This window comes from Amycolatopsis sp. NPDC004169, assembly GCF_040610315.1.
Lineage (GTDB): Bacteria > Actinomycetota > Actinomycetes > Mycobacteriales > Pseudonocardiaceae > Amycolatopsis.
Genome location: NZ_JBEXMD010000005.1, coordinates 240,219 through 255,292 on the forward strand (window position 1 = coordinate 240,219; position 15,074 = coordinate 255,292).

The window sequence follows — 15,074 nt, forward strand, 5'->3', positions numbered from 1 at the left end:
CTAGACCCGCTTCCTGTCGAAGACGGCCTTCTGTCCCGTACCGTAGCGGCGCAGCGCGCCTTCCGGCCCGGATGCGTTCGGCCGGGTGAAAATCCAGTTCTGCCAAGCCGCCAGCCGGCCGAAGATCTTGGTCTCGATGGTCTCGGGACCGACGAACCGGTGGTTGGCCTCCATGCCGGTGAGCGCGTCCGGCGAAAGCGACGCGCGGCCTTCGAGGGCGAGCCGGATCTCGTCCTCCCAGTCGAGGTCGTCCGGGGCGTCGGTGACCAGGCCCAGTTCGAGGGCTTCGGCCGGGGTGAGCTCGCGGTTCTTCTCGCGGGCGAGCCAGGCGAGGTGGTCGTCGTCGCCGTAGAAGCGGGCCTGGAGGCGGGTCAGGCCGTTGCCCATCGGGAACGCCCCGAAGTTGGCGTCGGTGAGCTGGATGGACGCGCGTTCTTCGGAATCCTCATCGTCGATCGGCGGGCCGTCCAGGATGTACTGGCGGTCCGCGGCCAGTGCAATCTCCAGCAGCGCGCCGGTGAAGCAGCTGCCGGGTTCGATGAGCGCGATCAGGCTGCGGCTGGTGACGTCGAGGCGCTTGAGCGTGCGCTTGAAGTAGAGGGTGATCTCGTTGGCGAGCCAGTCCTTCTGGCCCAGTACGGCCTCTTCGTGCGCCCGGACCTTCGCGGGGTCGCCCTGGGTGCGCAGGATCCACGTGCCGGCTTCGACCTCGTTGGTGCGCAGCCGCAGGATGGCGTCGTCGAGTTCACGGGTCATCGCGAGGAACCAGCCGCTCGCGCCCTCTTCGTGCAGGTCACCGGGGTCGTTCTCCGGGCCCCTGATGGTGATCGTGGCCTGGTCCCCGGCCACGTCGATGTCGACATGGCGATGTTCGAGCGGGGTCAGCTCGATGCCGCGATCCGCCGGTTTGCCGGATTCACGGGCGAGTTCGCGGGCCTTTTCGAGCACCTTCTCGCGGAAGTCCTGGCGGGGCACCAGTTCGTCGACCAGGCGCCAGTCGACCGCCGTCTTGCCCTTCACGCCGTCGGGACGCGTCGCGAAGACGTCGGCGAGGTCCCGGCGCACCCGCCGCTTGTCGACGACCCTGGTGAGGCCGCCGGTACCGGGCAGCACGCCGAGCAGCGGCACCTCCGGCAGCGCGACCGTCGAGGAGTTGTCGTCGATCAGGAAGATCTTTTCGCAGGCCAGCGCGATTTCGTAGCCGCCGCCGGCGCAGGTGCCGTTCACCGCGGCCACGTAGACCTGGCCGGAGTGCTCGGTGGCGTCCTCCATGCCGTTGCGGGTCTCGTTGGTGAACTTGCAGAAGTTCACCTTCCAGTGGTGCTCCGACGCGGCCAGCATCCGGATGTTCGCACCGGCGCAGAACACCTTGTCCTTGGCGCTGGTCACGATGACCACGCGGACTTCGGGGTGCTCGAACCGCAGCCGCTGCGTGGCGTCGTAGAGCTCGATGTCGACGCCGAGGTCGTAGGAGTTGAGCTTGAGCTCGTAACCCGGGACGAGCCCGCCCTGCTCGTCGACGTCCAGCTCCAGCCAGGCCACCTCCCCGTCGACCCGCAGCCGCCAGTGGCGGTACTCGTCCGGACGGCGGTCGAAGGCAACCGGTGTGGTGGTGGTCACTCCTCGATTGTCTACATGAGTCAGACGGACGTCAATGAAGTGTAGAAACTTGATCTCGGGTGGTCACCCGGTTGAGCACGGCCCAGGCCCAGGTGAGGAACGCCCACAGCGCGAGGCCGGCGGCCGCGTCGGTGAAGATCGTCGCGAACCAGAAGGCGGGGATCTGCGGAACGCCGGTCAGGAAGTGGCCGAGCGTGATCATCCCGGCCAGGGAGTAGACCAAGAGGAACGCCAGCGCCCGGTGGTACCGGCCGCGCGTGTACGCGCGGTAGCCGAGCCAGCCGAACGCCGTCAGGACCACCCAGGCAACGGCGACGGTGATGCCCCCGACGAGCGGGCTGATACCCGGGAGCTGCGGGTAGTCCGCGTACCGGATGGCGTTGTGCCCGTAGTGGATCGACGTGCTGAGCAGCGAGAAGCCGAGAATCACCCGAAGTGTCGTCAACCCCATCGCGGCCCCCGATTTGATAGATCGCTCTAGCGACGGTACCGCGGGACGGCCGCGCCGGACAAGACGCGGCCGCCCCCTGGTTTCACACGAAGTCGATGCGGTGCTGCGCCACCGGGTAACCGGCCCTCGCGAAGGTCCGGGCCATCGGGACGTTGCCGACGTCGGTGCCCGCGACGATCCGGTCCGCGCCGTACCCGACGAGGTCGTGCGTCGCCTCGACCAGCAGGTCGTAGGCGTAGCCGTGGCCGCGGTGCTCCGGCACCACGGCGATGTAGCCGACCACCGGGTCGTAGACGTTGCGGCTCGGCAGGGTGAGACCGACGAGCTCGCCTTCGGGCGTGTACGCCAGCCGCCACCACTCCCGCGGCCCCGGCATCCACTTCATGATGTCGAGGTCCTCCTGCGCGGCCGCGTCGATGCCGTGCTCCTCGACGGTCTTCCGCACGTGCGCGTCGAGGCTGCCGACGTGCACCCGCTTGAAGACGTCGAGGATGACGTCGTCGTCCGGCTCGGGCCGGAACTCGAGCCGCCCAGGCTTCTCCGGCAGGCCGTTCTCCGGCGTCCAGCGGAAGCGGTAGCGCTCGACGAGCTTGCGGTAGCCCGCCTTCTCGGCCGCTTCGACCCGGCCGTTCACTTCGCGTGCGACGTCCGGATCGTCCTGCCACGCCGGGGGCGTGTGGAGTGCGTACTCCGCGTGCAGGGGCGCGGTCTTGAGCAGGTGGACGGCGGCGTCGAAGTCGGTGAAGTCGAACCAGTCCAGGGCGACCGGGTCTTCGTCGGCGGTCTTGGCCCACCAGGCGGCCCGGGCCACGACGACGCCGTCGCGCAGCGCAACCCAGACCCGCTCGGGCGGGTATTCGCCCCGCTTCGCCATCTCGGCGAAGTCGTCGCCGAGCAGCTTGCGGCCGACGAGACCGCGGTCGGGCAGGGAGGTGAACAGTGCTTCTTCGCCCGCTTCGAGCGGGCGGATGACCAGATCGGTCACGGTAATCCTTCCGGGAGTACGCGCTCCCGGTCAGACAGCCGGCACCCTCGCTGCGGGGTGGGAGCGCGTGATCGGTTGCGTGATCATCGGTCCCACCTCCTTTCGCCTGGTCGAGGGTGCTCCCGTGAGCTTAGGGGTGCCCGCCCGCCGTGATCAACGGATTTTCTGCAGCACGACCCGCGTGCTCAGCCGCGGTTCGGCGTAGGAGTGCGACGCCTCGACGACGTACTCGCCCGCGATGTGCCGCCAGCCGTCGTTCCAGACCTCGGCCGCCCGCGCGGGGACGGCGATGTCGGCCTCCACGGCCTCGCCGGCTCCGGCTTCGACGCTCGCGAACCCGGCCAGCCAGCGGTGCGGCCGGTCGCCGCGCTCGGTCGGGACGAGGTAGAGCTGGACGACTTCGCGGCCTTTGCGCGTTCCCGTGTTGCGTACGCGGACCCGGACGCGCGCGCCACCTTCTTCGTCCGGGTACGCGTCGAGCTCTTCGTACTTCCAGGTCGTGTAGCCCTGGCCCTGCCCGAACCAGTACGCGGGTTGCCGGTCGGTGCGAGCCCAGGCGCCGTAGCCGATGTACACGCCTTCGCTGTACTCGAGCACGCCGCCTTCGGGCGTCACGTCGGTGACGGGCGCGTCTTCGAGCTTCGCCGGCCAGGTCGTCGGCAGGCGGCCGCCTGGCTCTTCGCGGCCGAAGAGGACGTCAGCGAGCGCGTCGCCGCCGGCCTGGCCGGGGAACCAGGTGAGCAGCACCGCGGCGACGTCCTCGCGCCACGGCAGCTCCACCGGGGAGCCGGCGTTGACCACCACGACGGTGTTGCGGTTCGCTTCGGCGACCCTCGCGACGAGTTCGTCCTGGCGCCCGGGCAGGGCGAGGGAGGTCCGGTCGAAGCCTTCGCTTTCGACCTCGGCGGTCGTGCCGACGACGACCACGGCGACCTCGGACTTCGCGGCGAGGGCCACTGCTTCGGCGATGCTGGCGTCCGGGTCGAGGACCGGGCCGCGGTGGCCGAGCGCGAAGGTGACCCACGCGAACGTGCCCCTGGCGAACTCCGCCATCTCCGAGGGGATCCAGTAGGTCAGGCTGACGTCGACCGGTTCGCCCGCGGTCAGCTCGACCTCCCGCCGCTGCTCGTGGACCTGCATGATCGACGTGAAGATGTCCCCGCCCTCGGGCAGGTTGACGCCGTCGAACAGGGTCTGGCCGGCGACGGTGAGGCGGAGGTCGCCGGGGCCGGTGACGCCGAAGGTGTGCGTGCCGCCGCGCTCGGGCAGGAACGTGCCGGCGATCTCCACCGAGGCGAGGGTGCCGATGTCGAGCCCGGACGGCAGTTCGCCGATCCAGTCGATCCTGGCCTGGCGCAAGGGGAATTCGGCGAGTTCGGTGCCGTCGGCGGCGCGGGCGGTCGCGCGGAGCCGGAAATTGTCGGTGGCCGCCGGCAACGTCGTGCGCGGATCGGCACCGGGGGCGTAGCGGAGCTCGGTGCCTGCGGGAACGGCGGCCTTCAGGCCGTCGAGAGGGGAGACGATGTGGTCGGGGAACACGGTGGCGCTGCCACCGCCGAGGATCTTCGGGTCGGCGGCGAGCGCGCCGATGAGCGCGATGCTCTGCGGTTCGCGCAGGGGCAGCAGGCCGGTTTCGTTGCGGAGCAGCACGAACGACCGGTGCGCGAGCTCGCGCGCGATCGCGTCGCCGTCCACATCGGACTCCGCGGGTGCGGGGCTGCCGCCGAGCGCGCCGGTCCGGTGCGCGAGCAGGAGCACGCGGCGGACCATGGCGTCGACGACAGCTTCGTCGACTTCGCCGCCGCGAACGGCTTCGGCGAGCCGTTCGCCGAACACCGTGCGGGGTCCCGGCATGGCCACGTCGAGGCCGCCGTTGGCGGAGGCGACGGTGTCGCGCGCGGCCAGCCAGTCGGAGACGACGAAGCCGTCGAAGCCCCATTCGTCGCGCAGCACGCCGTTGAGCAGTTCGGCGTGCTGGGTCATCGTCGTGCCGTTGACGCTGTTGTAGGCGGCCATGATCCCCCACGGCTTCGCGCGCCGGACGATGAGCTCGAACGGCGCGAGGTAGAGCTCGCGCAGGGCGCGCTCGCTGACGCGCACATCGGCGGTGAAGCGTTCGGTCTCGAAGTCGTTGGCGACGAAGTGCTTGACCGTGACGGCGACCCCGCCGTCCTGCACGCCGGTGACGTAGCCGGCGCCGATCATCCCGGTGAGGAGGGGGTCTTCGGAGTAGCACTCGAAGTGCCTGCCGCCCAGCGGCGAGCGGTGGAGGTTGACCGTCGGGGCGAGCAGCACGTGCACGCCCTTGCGCCGGGCTTCCCGCGCGAGCAGGCGGCCGGCCTCGACCGCCAGCCGCGGGTCCCAGCTCGCGGCGAGCGCGGTCGGGCTGGGCAGGGTGACGGAGGGGTCGTCCGGGCTCCAGCGCGTCCCGCGGACGCCGACCGGGCCGTCGGAGAGCACCAGCGAGGCGAGGCCGATCCGCGGCAGCGCGGGCAGGGACCAGACGTCCTGGCCGGCGAGCAGGCTCGCCTTCGCGTCCAGGTCGAGTTCGGCCAGCAGCGCTTCGACGTCGAAGCTCATGGGCATCCTCCGCGATCGGTCCTGCCGTCACCTTACCTGGCGGTGAGTAGTGAACGTTACGCTTCCGTGACGCTCCGTCCCGTAGGCTCGGGATCATGACCCGGGCCAGGGGCGCCGACCGCCGAGCCAGCATCGTCCGAGCGGCGTTCGAGGTGATCGCCGAGCGCGGCTACCGAGGCACGTCGCTGGCCGCGGTCGCCGAGCGCGTGGGGCTGACGCAGCAGGGGCTGATGCACTACTTCCCCACCAAGGAAGACCTGCTGACGGCGGTGCTGGAGACCCGCGACGAGTGGGACCTGCTGCACTTCGGCCACACCCCGGCGGGCGACCCGTCGTCGATCACGGTGAACCAGCTGGCGGACCTGGTCGACTACAACGCCACCCGCCCCGGCATCGTCCAGACGTACACGGTGCTGTCGGCGGACAGCGTCACGGAGGACCACCCGGCGAGGAAGTACTTCCAGGACAGGTACGCCCGGGTACGGGCGGGCATGACGCAGATGCTGGAGCGCCACCGCGACGAGCTCCCACCGGGAACGACACCGGAGCAGCTGGCCCCACTGGCCATCGCCATCCTGGACGGCCTGCAGCTGCAGTGGCTCCTGGACCCGGAGGAAGTCGACATGTCGGCCGGGTTCCGCACGTTCCTGACCCTGCTGGGCATCAAGCCCGGCTAGCGGGTCGCGCCCGGGCCGGCCAGCACGTCGACGTCGCCTGCGTGCATCGGCTCGCCGCAGTGCGCGCAGCGCAGGTCGACACTGCTGATCTCGCCGCACGCGTGGTGGCGGTACAGCACCGGCGGGCCCGCCTCGCCCGCCAGCCACTTGTCGCCCCAGCGGGTCATCACCATCAGCATGTCGACGAGCTCGGTGCCCTTCTCGGTCAGCACGTACTCGTGGCGCGGACGGCGGTCGTACGGGCGGCGCTCGAGGATGCCCTGGTCGGCCAGGTGGTTGAGCCGCTCGGTGAGCACCTTGCGGGAGATGCCGAGGTCCGACTGGAGCTGCTCGAACCGGTTCAGCCCGGCCCACACGTCCCGCAGGATCAGCGGTGACCACGGTTCGCCGATCACGTCGAGCGTGCGCGCGATCGAACACGCGGCCAGTTCGCTGAAGTTCGTGCGCTGCATGGCACGAGTTTACCACTCAGGGTTCCCTCAAGGAACTTAAACTGCTACGGTTCCGGAGTCTCCTGAAGGAACCCAGAAGGGAATGCCCCGATGAGCAAGGTTTTCAGCGCCCACGCCGTGTCGGTCGACGGCTACATCACCGGCCGCGGCGCCCGCCCCGGCCAGGGCCTCGGCGACGGCGGCACGCTCTTCGACTGGTACTCCGGCGGGGACACCCCGAGCCAGGTCTTCGGCTTCTTCCAGCTCAGCGCGCCGAGCGCCCGCGTCTTCGACTCGCTCGCCAGCCGGGTCGGCGCGGTCGTGGCCGGCCGCAACACCTACGAGGACTCGGAGCACTTCGGCGGCGGCAGCCCGCACCCGGACGCCCCGTTGTTCCTGGTCAGCCACCGGCCCGCGCCGGAGCTGACCGAGCGGCAGACGCTCGTCGGCAACGTCGAAGACGCCATCGCGGCGGCCCGCGAGGCCGCCGGCGGCAAGGACGTGGGCCTGATGGGCGGCGGCGTGCTGGCCTCGGCCCTGCAGGCCGGCCTGGTCGACGAGGTCGTGCTGCACCAGGTCCCGGTCCTGCTCGGCGGCGGCCGGTCGTTCTTCCGGGAGCTGCCGTCGCACGTGCGGCTGAACCTCGTCGAGGCCGTGGCCGCGCCCGGCGTCACCCACCTCCACTACACCGTCGCCTGATCCCCCGACCCAGCAAGGAGCCCACCATGCTCGACGCCGACGTCCGCCGCATCCTCGCCACCACCGCGATCGGTCACCTCGCCACCGTCCTGCCCGACGGCGCGCCGCACTCGGTGCCGGTCTGGGTCGACCCGGAAGGCGACCGCGTCGCCATCCTGACCGGCCCGGACTCGCGCAAGGCCCGCAACCTGCGGCGCGATCCGCGGGTCGCGCTCTCGCTGACCCCGGTGGACAACCCGTTCGAGCCGGTGATCATCCGCGGCCGGGTGGCCGAGTGGGTCGAGGGCGACGCCGCCTGGGAGATCGTGGACCGGATCGCCACCAAGTACATCGGCGGGCCGTACTCACGGGAGCAGCAGCGGGTCGTGGCGCTGATCGAGGTCGACCGGCAGAGCGTGGGGATGCGCTGATTCAACGCAGCCGGGGCTGGGCTACCGCACCGCGCAAGCGCTGGAGCGTGCGCAACGTCGTCTCCAGGTCGGCCAGCGGCACCTCGGCGGCCAGCTCCTCCGCCCACGCGACCTGGGCCGCGCCCAGTTCCCGCATCGCCGTGCGCGCCCGGCGCGTCAGCGACAACAGTGGTGCCCGCGCGTCGGCCGGGTTGGGCAGGCGGTCGAGCATTCCGTTGCGCAGCAAGCGGTTGACCGTCTCCTGCACGCTCTGGCGGCGCAGCCCGCGGCGGCGCGCCACCTCCGCCGCGGTCGCCGGGCCGTCCTCGAGGAAGCCGAGCACCTGCCACTGCGCCGCGGTCAGCCCGACCGGCTCGGTGAGCGCGTCACCGGCGGCGAGGAACCCGCCGTTGCACGCGAAGACGGCGTCGATCACGCGGGTGAACGTTTCGGCTCGATGCGACCGCATGCGTGCTAGTCTCGCACATCGACAGGTACCTGTCGAAATGGAGACGACCATGGACATGCCCCGCCTCGGCCCCGCGCACGACGCGCTGAAGGCGTTCGTCGGCGACTGGGCCGGCACCGAGGAGCTCGCCGCGTCGCCGTGGGCGCCGGCCTCGACCGCGCACGCGGAGTGCGGCTACCGGTTGGCGCTCAACGGTTTCGCGGTGATCCAGCACTACCGGCAGCGCCGTGAGGACGGGTCGGAGTTCCTCGGCCACAACGTCTTCACCGCCGATCCGGCCACCGGCGAAACGCTCTGGTACGGCTTCGACAGCTACGGTTTCCCGCCCGAGTCGCCCGCCCGCGGCAGCTGGACCGGCGCGACGCTGACCCTGGAGAAGCGGACCGCGCGCGGGATCGCCCGGCACCGGCTCACGCCGGACGGCGGGACGCTGACGCACGAGATCGACGTCCGGATGGGTGAAAACCCGGAGTACCGCCCGTTTTTGCGGGCGCGGTACACCCGGACGGGCCAGTAACCGGCCAGAAACTGTCGGACCCCCGGAGTACAGATGGGGGCGTGACCGGAACCGCCGAGCCGCCCCCGCTGATCGGGGTCGAGAACATGAAGATGCCCGAGTGGGCGCGCGTCGACGAACGCGTGGCCGCCGCGGGCTTCGGCCAGGCCGTGCGCACCCTGCCCACGGCGATCTCGGTCGTGCTGCGGCTGGCGTGGCGGACGTCGCCGCGGCTGACGCTGCTGGCCGCCGTGGTGCACGTCGTCTCCGGCTGCGTCACCGCCTTCGGGCTGCTCGCGACCGCGAACGTCTTCACCGCGCTGCTCGAGCAGGGCCCGACGCCGGAGCGCGTGGTGCAGTCGCTGCCGGCGATCGCCGTCGTCACCGGGTCGTACGCGGCGCGCGCGTTGCTGGATGCGGCCGTCGCCGCCGTCGAAGGTGCGCTGCGGCCGCGGGTGACGGCGGAGGCGGACGACGCGGTGACGGCCGCGGTCGTGCGCGTCCGGCTGATCGCGTTCGAGGACGCGGACTTCCGGGAGCTGGCCCGGCAGGGCGCGCGGTACGGGGTGCGCGCCATCGAGACGAGCCTGCGGCGGCTGGCCGACCTGACGTCGTCGGTGATCTCGCTGGTGGCGGCGATGATCACGGCCGGGCTGCTCAACCCGTGGCTGGCCCCGGTGCTGCTGCTCGCCGCGGCGGCCGACGGCTGGGCCGCTGCGCGCGTCGCGAAGCTGAACTACCGGCACTTCCTGGACACCGTCGGGCGCAACATCCGCAAGTCCGTCGTCGAGGAGGTCGCCACCTGGCGTTCGATGGCGCTCGAGCGGCACGCGCTGACGCTGCAGGAGCCGCTGCTCGGCGAGTACCGGCGGATCTCGCGCAGCCTCACGCGCGAAGAGATCCGGCTGGCGCACCGCAGCAACCTGGTGCGCACCAGCGGGCGCGCGGCAGCCGGCTTCGGCACGGCGGTCGCGTACCTGGTGCTCGGCTGGCTGCTCTACACGGGCGCGATGGAGCTGGCCCTGGCCGGCACGGCGGTGCTGGCGATGCGCACGGCGTCGACGGCGCTGTCCAACACCATGCGCGCGGTCAACTCACTGTACGAAGACTCCTTCTACATCGGGTTCTACAACCAGCTGCTCGCGGAGTCCCGGCAGCGGCAACCCCCGCCGACGTCGGTGGCGGCGCCCGCGGACCCGGGCGAGATCCGGCTGGAGGGCGTCACGTTCCGCTATCCGGGGCGGGACAACCCGGCGCTGCGCGACATCTCGCTGACGATCCGGCGAGGCGAAGTGGTCGCCCTCGTCGGGGAAAACGGCTCGGGCAAGACGACGCTCGGCAAGCTGCTGACCGGGCTGTACCCACCGGACGAGGGCACGGTCCACTGGGACGACGTCGACCTCGCCTGGGCAGACCCGGCCTCGGTGCACGCGAACATCGCGGTGATCGCCCAGGAGGCGGCGGAGTGGCCGATGACGGCGGCGAACAACATCACGGTCGGCCGCCTCGGCCGCCCGGACCCGGAGCGGCAGGCCTGGCGCGAAGCGGTCGACTACTCGGGCGCGGACGAGGTGATCAGTTCCCTGCCGTCGGGCGAAAACACGGTCCTGTCGAAGAAGTTCGACGAGGGCCACGACCTCTCCGGCGGCCAGTGGCAACGCATGGGCATCGCCCGCGGCATCTACCGCAACGCCTCGGTCCTGGTGGCCGACGAACCCACGGCAGCCCTCGACGCCCGAGCGGAGGCCCGCGTGTTCGCGGGGCTCCAGCACGCGAGCAGATCAGGCCGCGGCCGCCGCACGACGGTCCTGGTGACCCACCGCCTGGCCAACATCCGCTCGGCCGACCGCATCCTGGTACTGGAGAAGGGAAGACTGGTAGAGCAAGGAACCCACGACGACCTCATCCGCGCGGGCGGCGTCTACCACGAGCTCTACGAAATCCAAGCCCGCGCCTACCGCCCCTGACCACGAGATCCCCCTCCAATCACGCAAGTCACGCACCCAATCACGCGAGATCCGCCCCCAATCACGCGAGATACCCCTCCAATCACGCGAGATGCCCCTTCAATCACGTGAAATGCGCACCCAATCACGCGAGATGCTTCCGGGTACGCGAACCGACCCTCCAGGTACACCGGCCGACCTCCCAGGTACGCCGGTCGACCCTCCAGGTACGCGAACCGACCTCCCCGGTACGCCGGTCGGCCCGCCGGGCCAGCTCGCCGGGCCGGTTCACGGCGCTCGCGTGATTGGGCCCGGAACTCGCGTGATCCGGGGCGGAACTCGCGTGATTGGGAGGGGATCTCGCGTGATTGAGGGGGAAACTCGCGTGACTGGAGGGGCATCACACGTGACTGGAGGGGTATCTCGCGGTTAGGGGGTGAGGGTCAGGGAGCCGAGGTGGGAGAAGTGGGCTGCGACGCGGGCGGCGGAAGCGAGCGGCACCGCGTCCGTCATGCCGCCGGTCAGGACGAGCCAGCCCGGTTCCAAAGCCAGGCCGCGGGCAGCAAGGGCGTTCGCCGCCAGGGCGAGGGCCTCCGCCGGGTGGCCTTGGACCGCCGCTCCCGTGGCCGTGTCGACTATCTGGCCGTCGACCTCCAGGAGTGCCGCCTCCAGGGTCAGGTCCAACGACGTCGGCGGGACCCCGACCGGGCCGACGCTGAAGTACGCCGACGAGCCGTTGTCCGCGATCGCGTCCGGGAGCGTGAACCGGTAGTCCGCGTAGCGGCTGTCGATCACCTCGATCCCGCCGTACACGCGGTCGACCGCCGCCAGGGCCGTTGCCGCCGTCACGCCCGGGCCCGCCAGCCGGCGGCCCAGCACGAACACCAGCTCCGGTTCGGCCCGCGGGTGGATCAGGGGCGGCACCGGCACGCCCGCCGGCAGCACCATCGCGTCCGTCAGCCAGGCCAGCAGCGGCTGGTCGATGCCCATCCGCTGCTGCTTGGCCCGGGACGTCAGCCCCAGCTTCACCCCGATCAGCGTCTCGCCGCGGGCCCGGCGCCGGCGCAAAGCCTCGTCCTGGATCGCATACGCCGTGTCGACGTCGAGGTCCGGCCACTCCGCCGAGAGCGGTGCGCGCTCCGAACCCGTCTCCAACAAAGAAGCAGCAGCTTCACGCACGTTCACGATTCCTCCGAAAACACCGCGGTGACGCTGCCGATGCCGGCGATCGTCGCGACGATCGTGTCGCCGGGGGACACCGGGATCGCCCGGGTCATCGACCCCGGCAGCACCACGTGCCCTGGCTCCAGCGTGACGCCCAGCGGCCCCACCGTGTTCGCCAGCCACACCAGCGAGTTCAACGGCGAGCCCAGCACCGCGCCGCCCGCGCCGGTCGCCGCCACCGAGCCGTTCTGGTACAGCACACACCCCGCCAGCCGCAGATCCACCGACCCCAGAGCCGTCGGGCTACTGCCCAGGACCACGCCACCCGAGGAAGCGTTGTCCGCGATCGTGTCGAACAGCGAGATCTTCCAGTCCTGGATGCGGGAGTCGACGATCTCCAGCGACGGCAGCACGAACTCGACCGCCCGCACCGCGTCGGCGACCGTCACCCCCGGGCCGCGCAGGGCGGAGCCGAGCACGAACGCGATCTCCGGCTCGATCCGCGGCTGCAGGAACGCCGACGTCGGGATCGGCTGGTGCTCGAGGTGGAACATGCTGCCGGTGAGGTGCCCGTAGTCGGGCTGGTCGACGCCCATCTGCCGCTGCATCGCCGCCGACGCGAGGCCGACCTTGTGCCCGCGGACGGCGTCGCCGCCCTCGACCCAGTGCCGCACCTGCTCCTGCTGGATCCGGTACGCGTCCTCGACGCCCGCGTCGGGATACGTCTTGATCAGCGGCTCGATCGGCTCGCGCGTGGCGTAAGCCCGCGCCAACGCCGAAGCGGCCTCCTGCACCTCGCTGGCATCCACCCCCGGAACTCTGCCGTGCGCGGCGGCCGGACACAAGCAGCCCTGTTCCGCCCAGCGGAACTCTCACCAGACAACCTCTTGCGCGCGAGATAAATCGAGCGTACCGTCAAGGGCACCACCAGGAAGGGACGTGAGGGACATGGCACCGACCCCCGCCGAGGTCACCAAGCTCGCCGAAGCCCGTGACGCACTGCGCGAGCGCCACCTGCGCCCGGCCGCGGAACGCCCGGCGACGAACGGCCGCGGCATCCACCACACCGCGCTGATCTCCAGTGATGTCGAGCGGACCATCGAGTTCTACCAGGACATCCTCGGCTTCCCGCTCACCGAGCTGATCGAGAACCGCGACTACCCCGGCTCCAGCCACTTCTTCTTCGACGTCGGCAACGGCAACGCGGTCGCCTTCTTCGACCTGCCCGGCCTCGACCTCGGCCCGTACGCGGAAGTCCTCGGTGGACTGCACCACCTGGCCCTCTCCGTCACGCCCGAACGGTGGGACGCCATCAAGGACAAGCTCGACGAAGCCGGCGTGCAGTACCTGCTGGAGAGCAAGACGTCCATCTACCTGTCCGATCCGGACGGTGCCCGCGTCGAGCTGATCTCCGACCCGCTCGGCGAGATGTACGGCGAGAAGATCGGCTGAAAGCGTGGTCCAGGCGTCGCGCGCCAACTAGCCTGTGCCGACCGTGACTAATCCGATCACAGTCACGGCCGGATGGCCTCGGAGCAACAGTCACGTGCCGTTGGCGGGTCCGGCCTACTTTTGACCGGATTAGTCACCAGTGCGCGACGTCTGGAGGTCCGATGTCCGATTGGTCGCTCTCGCGCGCGAAGGCGCGGCTCGATCACCGCGAGCTGCTCGACGAACTCACCGCGCGCACCCGGTTCGAGGTCCGGCTGCACCTGAACGAACCGGCCACGAACGGTGCCTACGACGAGCTCACGAGCATCTTCGCGATCGGGCACGGCGAGTGCGCCGCGCTCCTGCGGCACCACCGGCTGCTGCCGTGGTGGGAGCGGGTGCTGCTGTTCCGGTACGCGCGGCGCATGCACGGCAAGGCGATCACCCGCAGCGTCGGGGTCGTGCCCGCCGAGATCGCGCCGCAGGCGGCCCGCGCGTTCGGCGCCGAGATCGCCGAGCTCGCACCCGGGTCCGGGGACACCGGCGCGAAGTACGACCTGCAGGGCCGCGGCCTGCTGACCGTGTTCCGGATCGCCGTCGGCGCCAAGGGCGCGATCTGGCCGGACCGCCACGAGGTCACGACGACCTCCGCCCGCAACATCCTGACCTGCGCGGCGACCTTCGCCCGGCGGAAGCCGTGGCACGTGCTCTGGCCCGTCTACCGCGTGCGCGGCCTGCGGCTCTGGAAGCTTTGACCCGCGCCGGACGTTCACCCGGTATGACTCCAGAAGAGATCCTCGCCGGCGCGAAGACCATCGCCGTCGTCGGCCTGAGCCGCGATCCGGCCAAGGCCGCGCACGGCGTCCCGGCGGTCCTGCAGGCCCACGGCTTCCGGATCATCCCGGTGCACCCGACCGCGACCGAGCTGCTCGGCGAGAAGGTGTACCGGTCCCTGACGGACATCCCCGAGCCGGTGGACCTGGTCGACGTCTTTCGGCCGTCCCCCGAGGCGCCGGGCATCGCCCGCGAAGCCGTCGAAATCGGCGCCAAGGCGCTGTGGCTGCAGCAGGGCATCGTCTCCGCCGAAGCGCGCCGCATCGCCGAAGAGGGCGGGCTCGCCTACGTCGAGAACCGCTGCACCGCCGTCGTCCGCGCGACCGCCTCGATCTCGAAGCGCTAGCCGGACGCTCCGAAGTGGACGATGCGGTGGTTGCCCGGCTCGGCGACCCAGACCCCGCCGGTCCCGTCGTCGGCCACGTCCCGCGGTGAGCTGATCGGCTCGGCCGTGTCGGGCAGCGCCGCGCCCGTGCGGGTGTCGAACCGGGCGACGCGCCCGGTGTCGTCGACCAGCAGCCGCCCGGCGCACTCCAGCGCGACGGCGCGGGGCCGGGTGAGGCCGCCGAACTCGCGCACGAACCCGCCCTGCCACGAGAACTGCACCACGCGGCGGTTGCCGGTGTCGGCGACGTAGACGTTGCCCGCCGCGTCGACCGCCACCGCTTCGGGCGCCTTGAGCCGGCCGGCCAGCACCCGCACGAGCGTGCCGTCGCGGGTGAACGCCTGCACCCGGTCGTTGCCGGTGTCGGCCACCCAGACGCGGCCGCGCGCGTCGACGGCGATCCCGGACGGCGCGCGGAACTGCCCGGGCCCCGCGCCGGGCCCGCCGAACGCGCGCGGGAGCGCGGCGACTTCACTGCTGGTCACGGCATCAGGATCACCGGCCGCGAGCCACGGCG

17 protein-coding genes are annotated in these 15,074 nt (G+C 71.2%); 8 read left to right on the top strand and 9 right to left on the bottom strand.

Translation table 11 applies throughout. From position 1 onward, the window contains the following. From boxC to ABZX11_RS09290, 4 genes are all read right to left on the bottom strand, one after another. On the bottom strand, window positions 1-1,620 hold the full coding sequence (gene boxC / locus ABZX11_RS09275) for a 2,3-epoxybenzoyl-CoA dihydrolase (RefSeq protein ID WP_354911331.1): 1,620 nt from the start codon (window positions 1,618-1,620) through the stop codon (window positions 1-3). 31 nt (window positions 1,621-1,651) lie between these two features. Beyond that, on the bottom strand, window positions 1,652-2,050 hold the full coding sequence (locus tag ABZX11_RS09280; RefSeq protein WP_254897101.1) for a hypothetical protein: 399 nt from the start codon (window positions 2,048-2,050) through the stop codon (window positions 1,652-1,654). A gap of 103 nt (window positions 2,051-2,153) precedes the next feature. Continuing rightward, entirely contained in the window at window positions 2,154-3,056 is a 903-nt protein-coding gene (locus ABZX11_RS09285) for a GNAT family N-acetyltransferase (RefSeq protein ID WP_354911335.1), read from the bottom strand. A gap of 153 nt (window positions 3,057-3,209) precedes the next feature. Further along, the gene (locus ABZX11_RS09290; protein ID WP_176174470.1) at window positions 3,210-5,636 is read right to left on the bottom strand and encodes a glycoside hydrolase family 3 C-terminal domain-containing protein; all 2,427 of its coding nucleotides are present in this window, start codon (window positions 5,634-5,636) and stop codon (window positions 3,210-3,212) included. A gap of 95 nt (window positions 5,637-5,731) precedes the next feature. Here ABZX11_RS09290 and ABZX11_RS09295 point away from each other — a divergent pair, with 95 nt between their 5' ends. Further along, entirely contained in the window at window positions 5,732-6,313 is a 582-nt protein-coding gene (locus tag ABZX11_RS09295) for a TetR/AcrR family transcriptional regulator (protein ID WP_176174469.1), read from the top strand. Here ABZX11_RS09295 and ABZX11_RS09300 read toward each other — a convergent pair. Beyond that, complete coding sequence (locus ABZX11_RS09300; protein ID WP_176174468.1) at window positions 6,310-6,765, bottom strand: helix-turn-helix domain-containing protein; 456 nt, start codon at window positions 6,763-6,765, stop codon at window positions 6,310-6,312. The two genes, ABZX11_RS09295 and ABZX11_RS09300, sit on opposite strands and share 4 nt — an antisense overlap. 90 nt (window positions 6,766-6,855) lie before the next feature. On the opposite strand from ABZX11_RS09300, the gene ABZX11_RS09305 reads away from it, so the two are divergent. Further along, window positions 6,856-7,443 carry a dihydrofolate reductase family protein gene (locus tag ABZX11_RS09305; RefSeq protein WP_176174467.1) on the top strand — a complete coding sequence of 196 codons (588 nt, stop codon included), beginning with the start codon at window positions 6,856-6,858 and terminating at the stop codon, window positions 7,441-7,443. A gap of 26 nt (window positions 7,444-7,469) precedes the next feature. Further along, on the top strand, window positions 7,470-7,853 hold the full coding sequence (locus tag ABZX11_RS09310; protein ID WP_354911340.1) for a TIGR03618 family F420-dependent PPOX class oxidoreductase: 384 nt from the start codon (window positions 7,470-7,472) through the stop codon (window positions 7,851-7,853). Between the two features lies 1 nt (window position 7,854). On the opposite strand, the gene ABZX11_RS09315 is transcribed toward ABZX11_RS09310, so the two are convergent. Beyond that, the gene (locus ABZX11_RS09315) at window positions 7,855-8,301 is read right to left on the bottom strand and encodes a MarR family winged helix-turn-helix transcriptional regulator (protein ID WP_176174465.1); all 447 of its coding nucleotides are present in this window, start codon (window positions 8,299-8,301) and stop codon (window positions 7,855-7,857) included. 49 nt (window positions 8,302-8,350) lie between these two features. Between ABZX11_RS09315 and ABZX11_RS09320 the strand changes: the two genes are divergently transcribed. Continuing rightward, complete coding sequence (locus ABZX11_RS09320; protein ID WP_254897100.1) at window positions 8,351-8,818, top strand: DUF1579 family protein; 468 nt, start codon at window positions 8,351-8,353, stop codon at window positions 8,816-8,818. 41 nt (window positions 8,819-8,859) lie between these two features. Then, the gene (locus ABZX11_RS09325; protein ID WP_354911344.1) at window positions 8,860-10,764 is read left to right on the top strand and encodes an ABC transporter ATP-binding protein; all 1,905 of its coding nucleotides are present in this window, start codon (window positions 8,860-8,862) and stop codon (window positions 10,762-10,764) included. A 408-nt stretch (window positions 10,765-11,172) separates the two neighbouring features. Here the strand turns inward: ABZX11_RS09325 and ABZX11_RS09330 are convergent, their stop codons facing one another. Continuing rightward, the gene (locus ABZX11_RS09330) at window positions 11,173-11,901 is read right to left on the bottom strand and encodes a fumarylacetoacetate hydrolase family protein (RefSeq protein ID WP_354911493.1); all 729 of its coding nucleotides are present in this window, start codon (window positions 11,899-11,901) and stop codon (window positions 11,173-11,175) included. A 23-nt stretch (window positions 11,902-11,924) separates the two neighbouring features. Further along, window positions 11,925-12,716 carry a fumarylacetoacetate hydrolase family protein gene (locus ABZX11_RS09335; RefSeq protein WP_176174463.1) on the bottom strand — a complete coding sequence of 264 codons (792 nt, stop codon included), beginning with the start codon at window positions 12,714-12,716 and terminating at the stop codon, window positions 11,925-11,927. A 139-nt stretch (window positions 12,717-12,855) separates the two neighbouring features. Here ABZX11_RS09335 and ABZX11_RS09340 point away from each other — a divergent pair, with 139 nt between their 5' ends. From ABZX11_RS09340 to ABZX11_RS09350, 3 genes are all read left to right on the top strand, one after another. Then, window positions 12,856-13,359: a VOC family protein gene (locus ABZX11_RS09340; RefSeq protein ID WP_354911347.1), complete on the top strand. Its 504-nt coding sequence runs from the start codon at window positions 12,856-12,858 to the stop codon at window positions 13,357-13,359. Window positions 13,360-13,520: 161 nt separating this feature from the next. Next, complete coding sequence (locus ABZX11_RS09345; protein ID WP_354911349.1) at window positions 13,521-14,093, top strand: hypothetical protein; 573 nt, start codon at window positions 13,521-13,523, stop codon at window positions 14,091-14,093. 23 nt (window positions 14,094-14,116) lie between these two features. Next, complete coding sequence (locus ABZX11_RS09350; RefSeq protein WP_354911352.1) at window positions 14,117-14,518, top strand: CoA-binding protein; 402 nt, start codon at window positions 14,117-14,119, stop codon at window positions 14,516-14,518. Here ABZX11_RS09350 and ABZX11_RS09355 read toward each other — a convergent pair. Continuing rightward, a complete protein-coding gene (locus ABZX11_RS09355; protein ID WP_176174459.1) occupies window positions 14,515-15,042 on the bottom strand; it encodes an NHL repeat-containing protein in 528 nt (175 codons plus the stop codon). The two genes, ABZX11_RS09350 and ABZX11_RS09355, sit on opposite strands and share 4 nt — an antisense overlap. Window positions 15,043-15,074 lie beyond the last annotated feature (32 nt).

Excerpts from the sequence above, each read along its gene's own strand:
- ABZX11_RS09290 (WP_176174470.1), bottom strand. The coding sequence starts at position 5,636 with ATGAGCTTCGACGTCGAAGCGCTGCTGGCCGAACTCGACCTGGACGCG.
- ABZX11_RS09305 (WP_176174467.1), top strand. The coding sequence starts at position 6,856 with ATGAGCAAGGTTTTCAGCGCCCACGCCGTGTCGGTCGACGGCTACATC.
- ABZX11_RS09320 (WP_254897100.1), top strand. The coding sequence starts at position 8,351 with ATGGACATGCCCCGCCTCGGCCCCGCGCACGACGCGCTGAAGGCGTTC.
- ABZX11_RS09295 (WP_176174469.1), top strand. The coding sequence starts at position 5,732 with ATGACCCGGGCCAGGGGCGCCGACCGCCGAGCCAGCATCGTCCGAGCG.
- ABZX11_RS09315 (WP_176174465.1), bottom strand. The coding sequence starts at position 8,301 with ATGCGGTCGCATCGAGCCGAAACGTTCACCCGCGTGATCGACGCCGTC.
- ABZX11_RS09310 (WP_354911340.1), top strand. The coding sequence starts at position 7,470 with ATGCTCGACGCCGACGTCCGCCGCATCCTCGCCACCACCGCGATCGGT.
- ABZX11_RS09300 (WP_176174468.1), bottom strand. The coding sequence starts at position 6,765 with ATGCAGCGCACGAACTTCAGCGAACTGGCCGCGTGTTCGATCGCGCGC.
- ABZX11_RS09350 (WP_354911352.1), top strand. The coding sequence starts at position 14,117 with ATGACTCCAGAAGAGATCCTCGCCGGCGCGAAGACCATCGCCGTCGTC.
- ABZX11_RS09340 (WP_354911347.1), top strand. The coding sequence starts at position 12,856 with ATGGCACCGACCCCCGCCGAGGTCACCAAGCTCGCCGAAGCCCGTGAC.
- ABZX11_RS09345 (WP_354911349.1), top strand. The coding sequence starts at position 13,521 with ATGTCCGATTGGTCGCTCTCGCGCGCGAAGGCGCGGCTCGATCACCGC.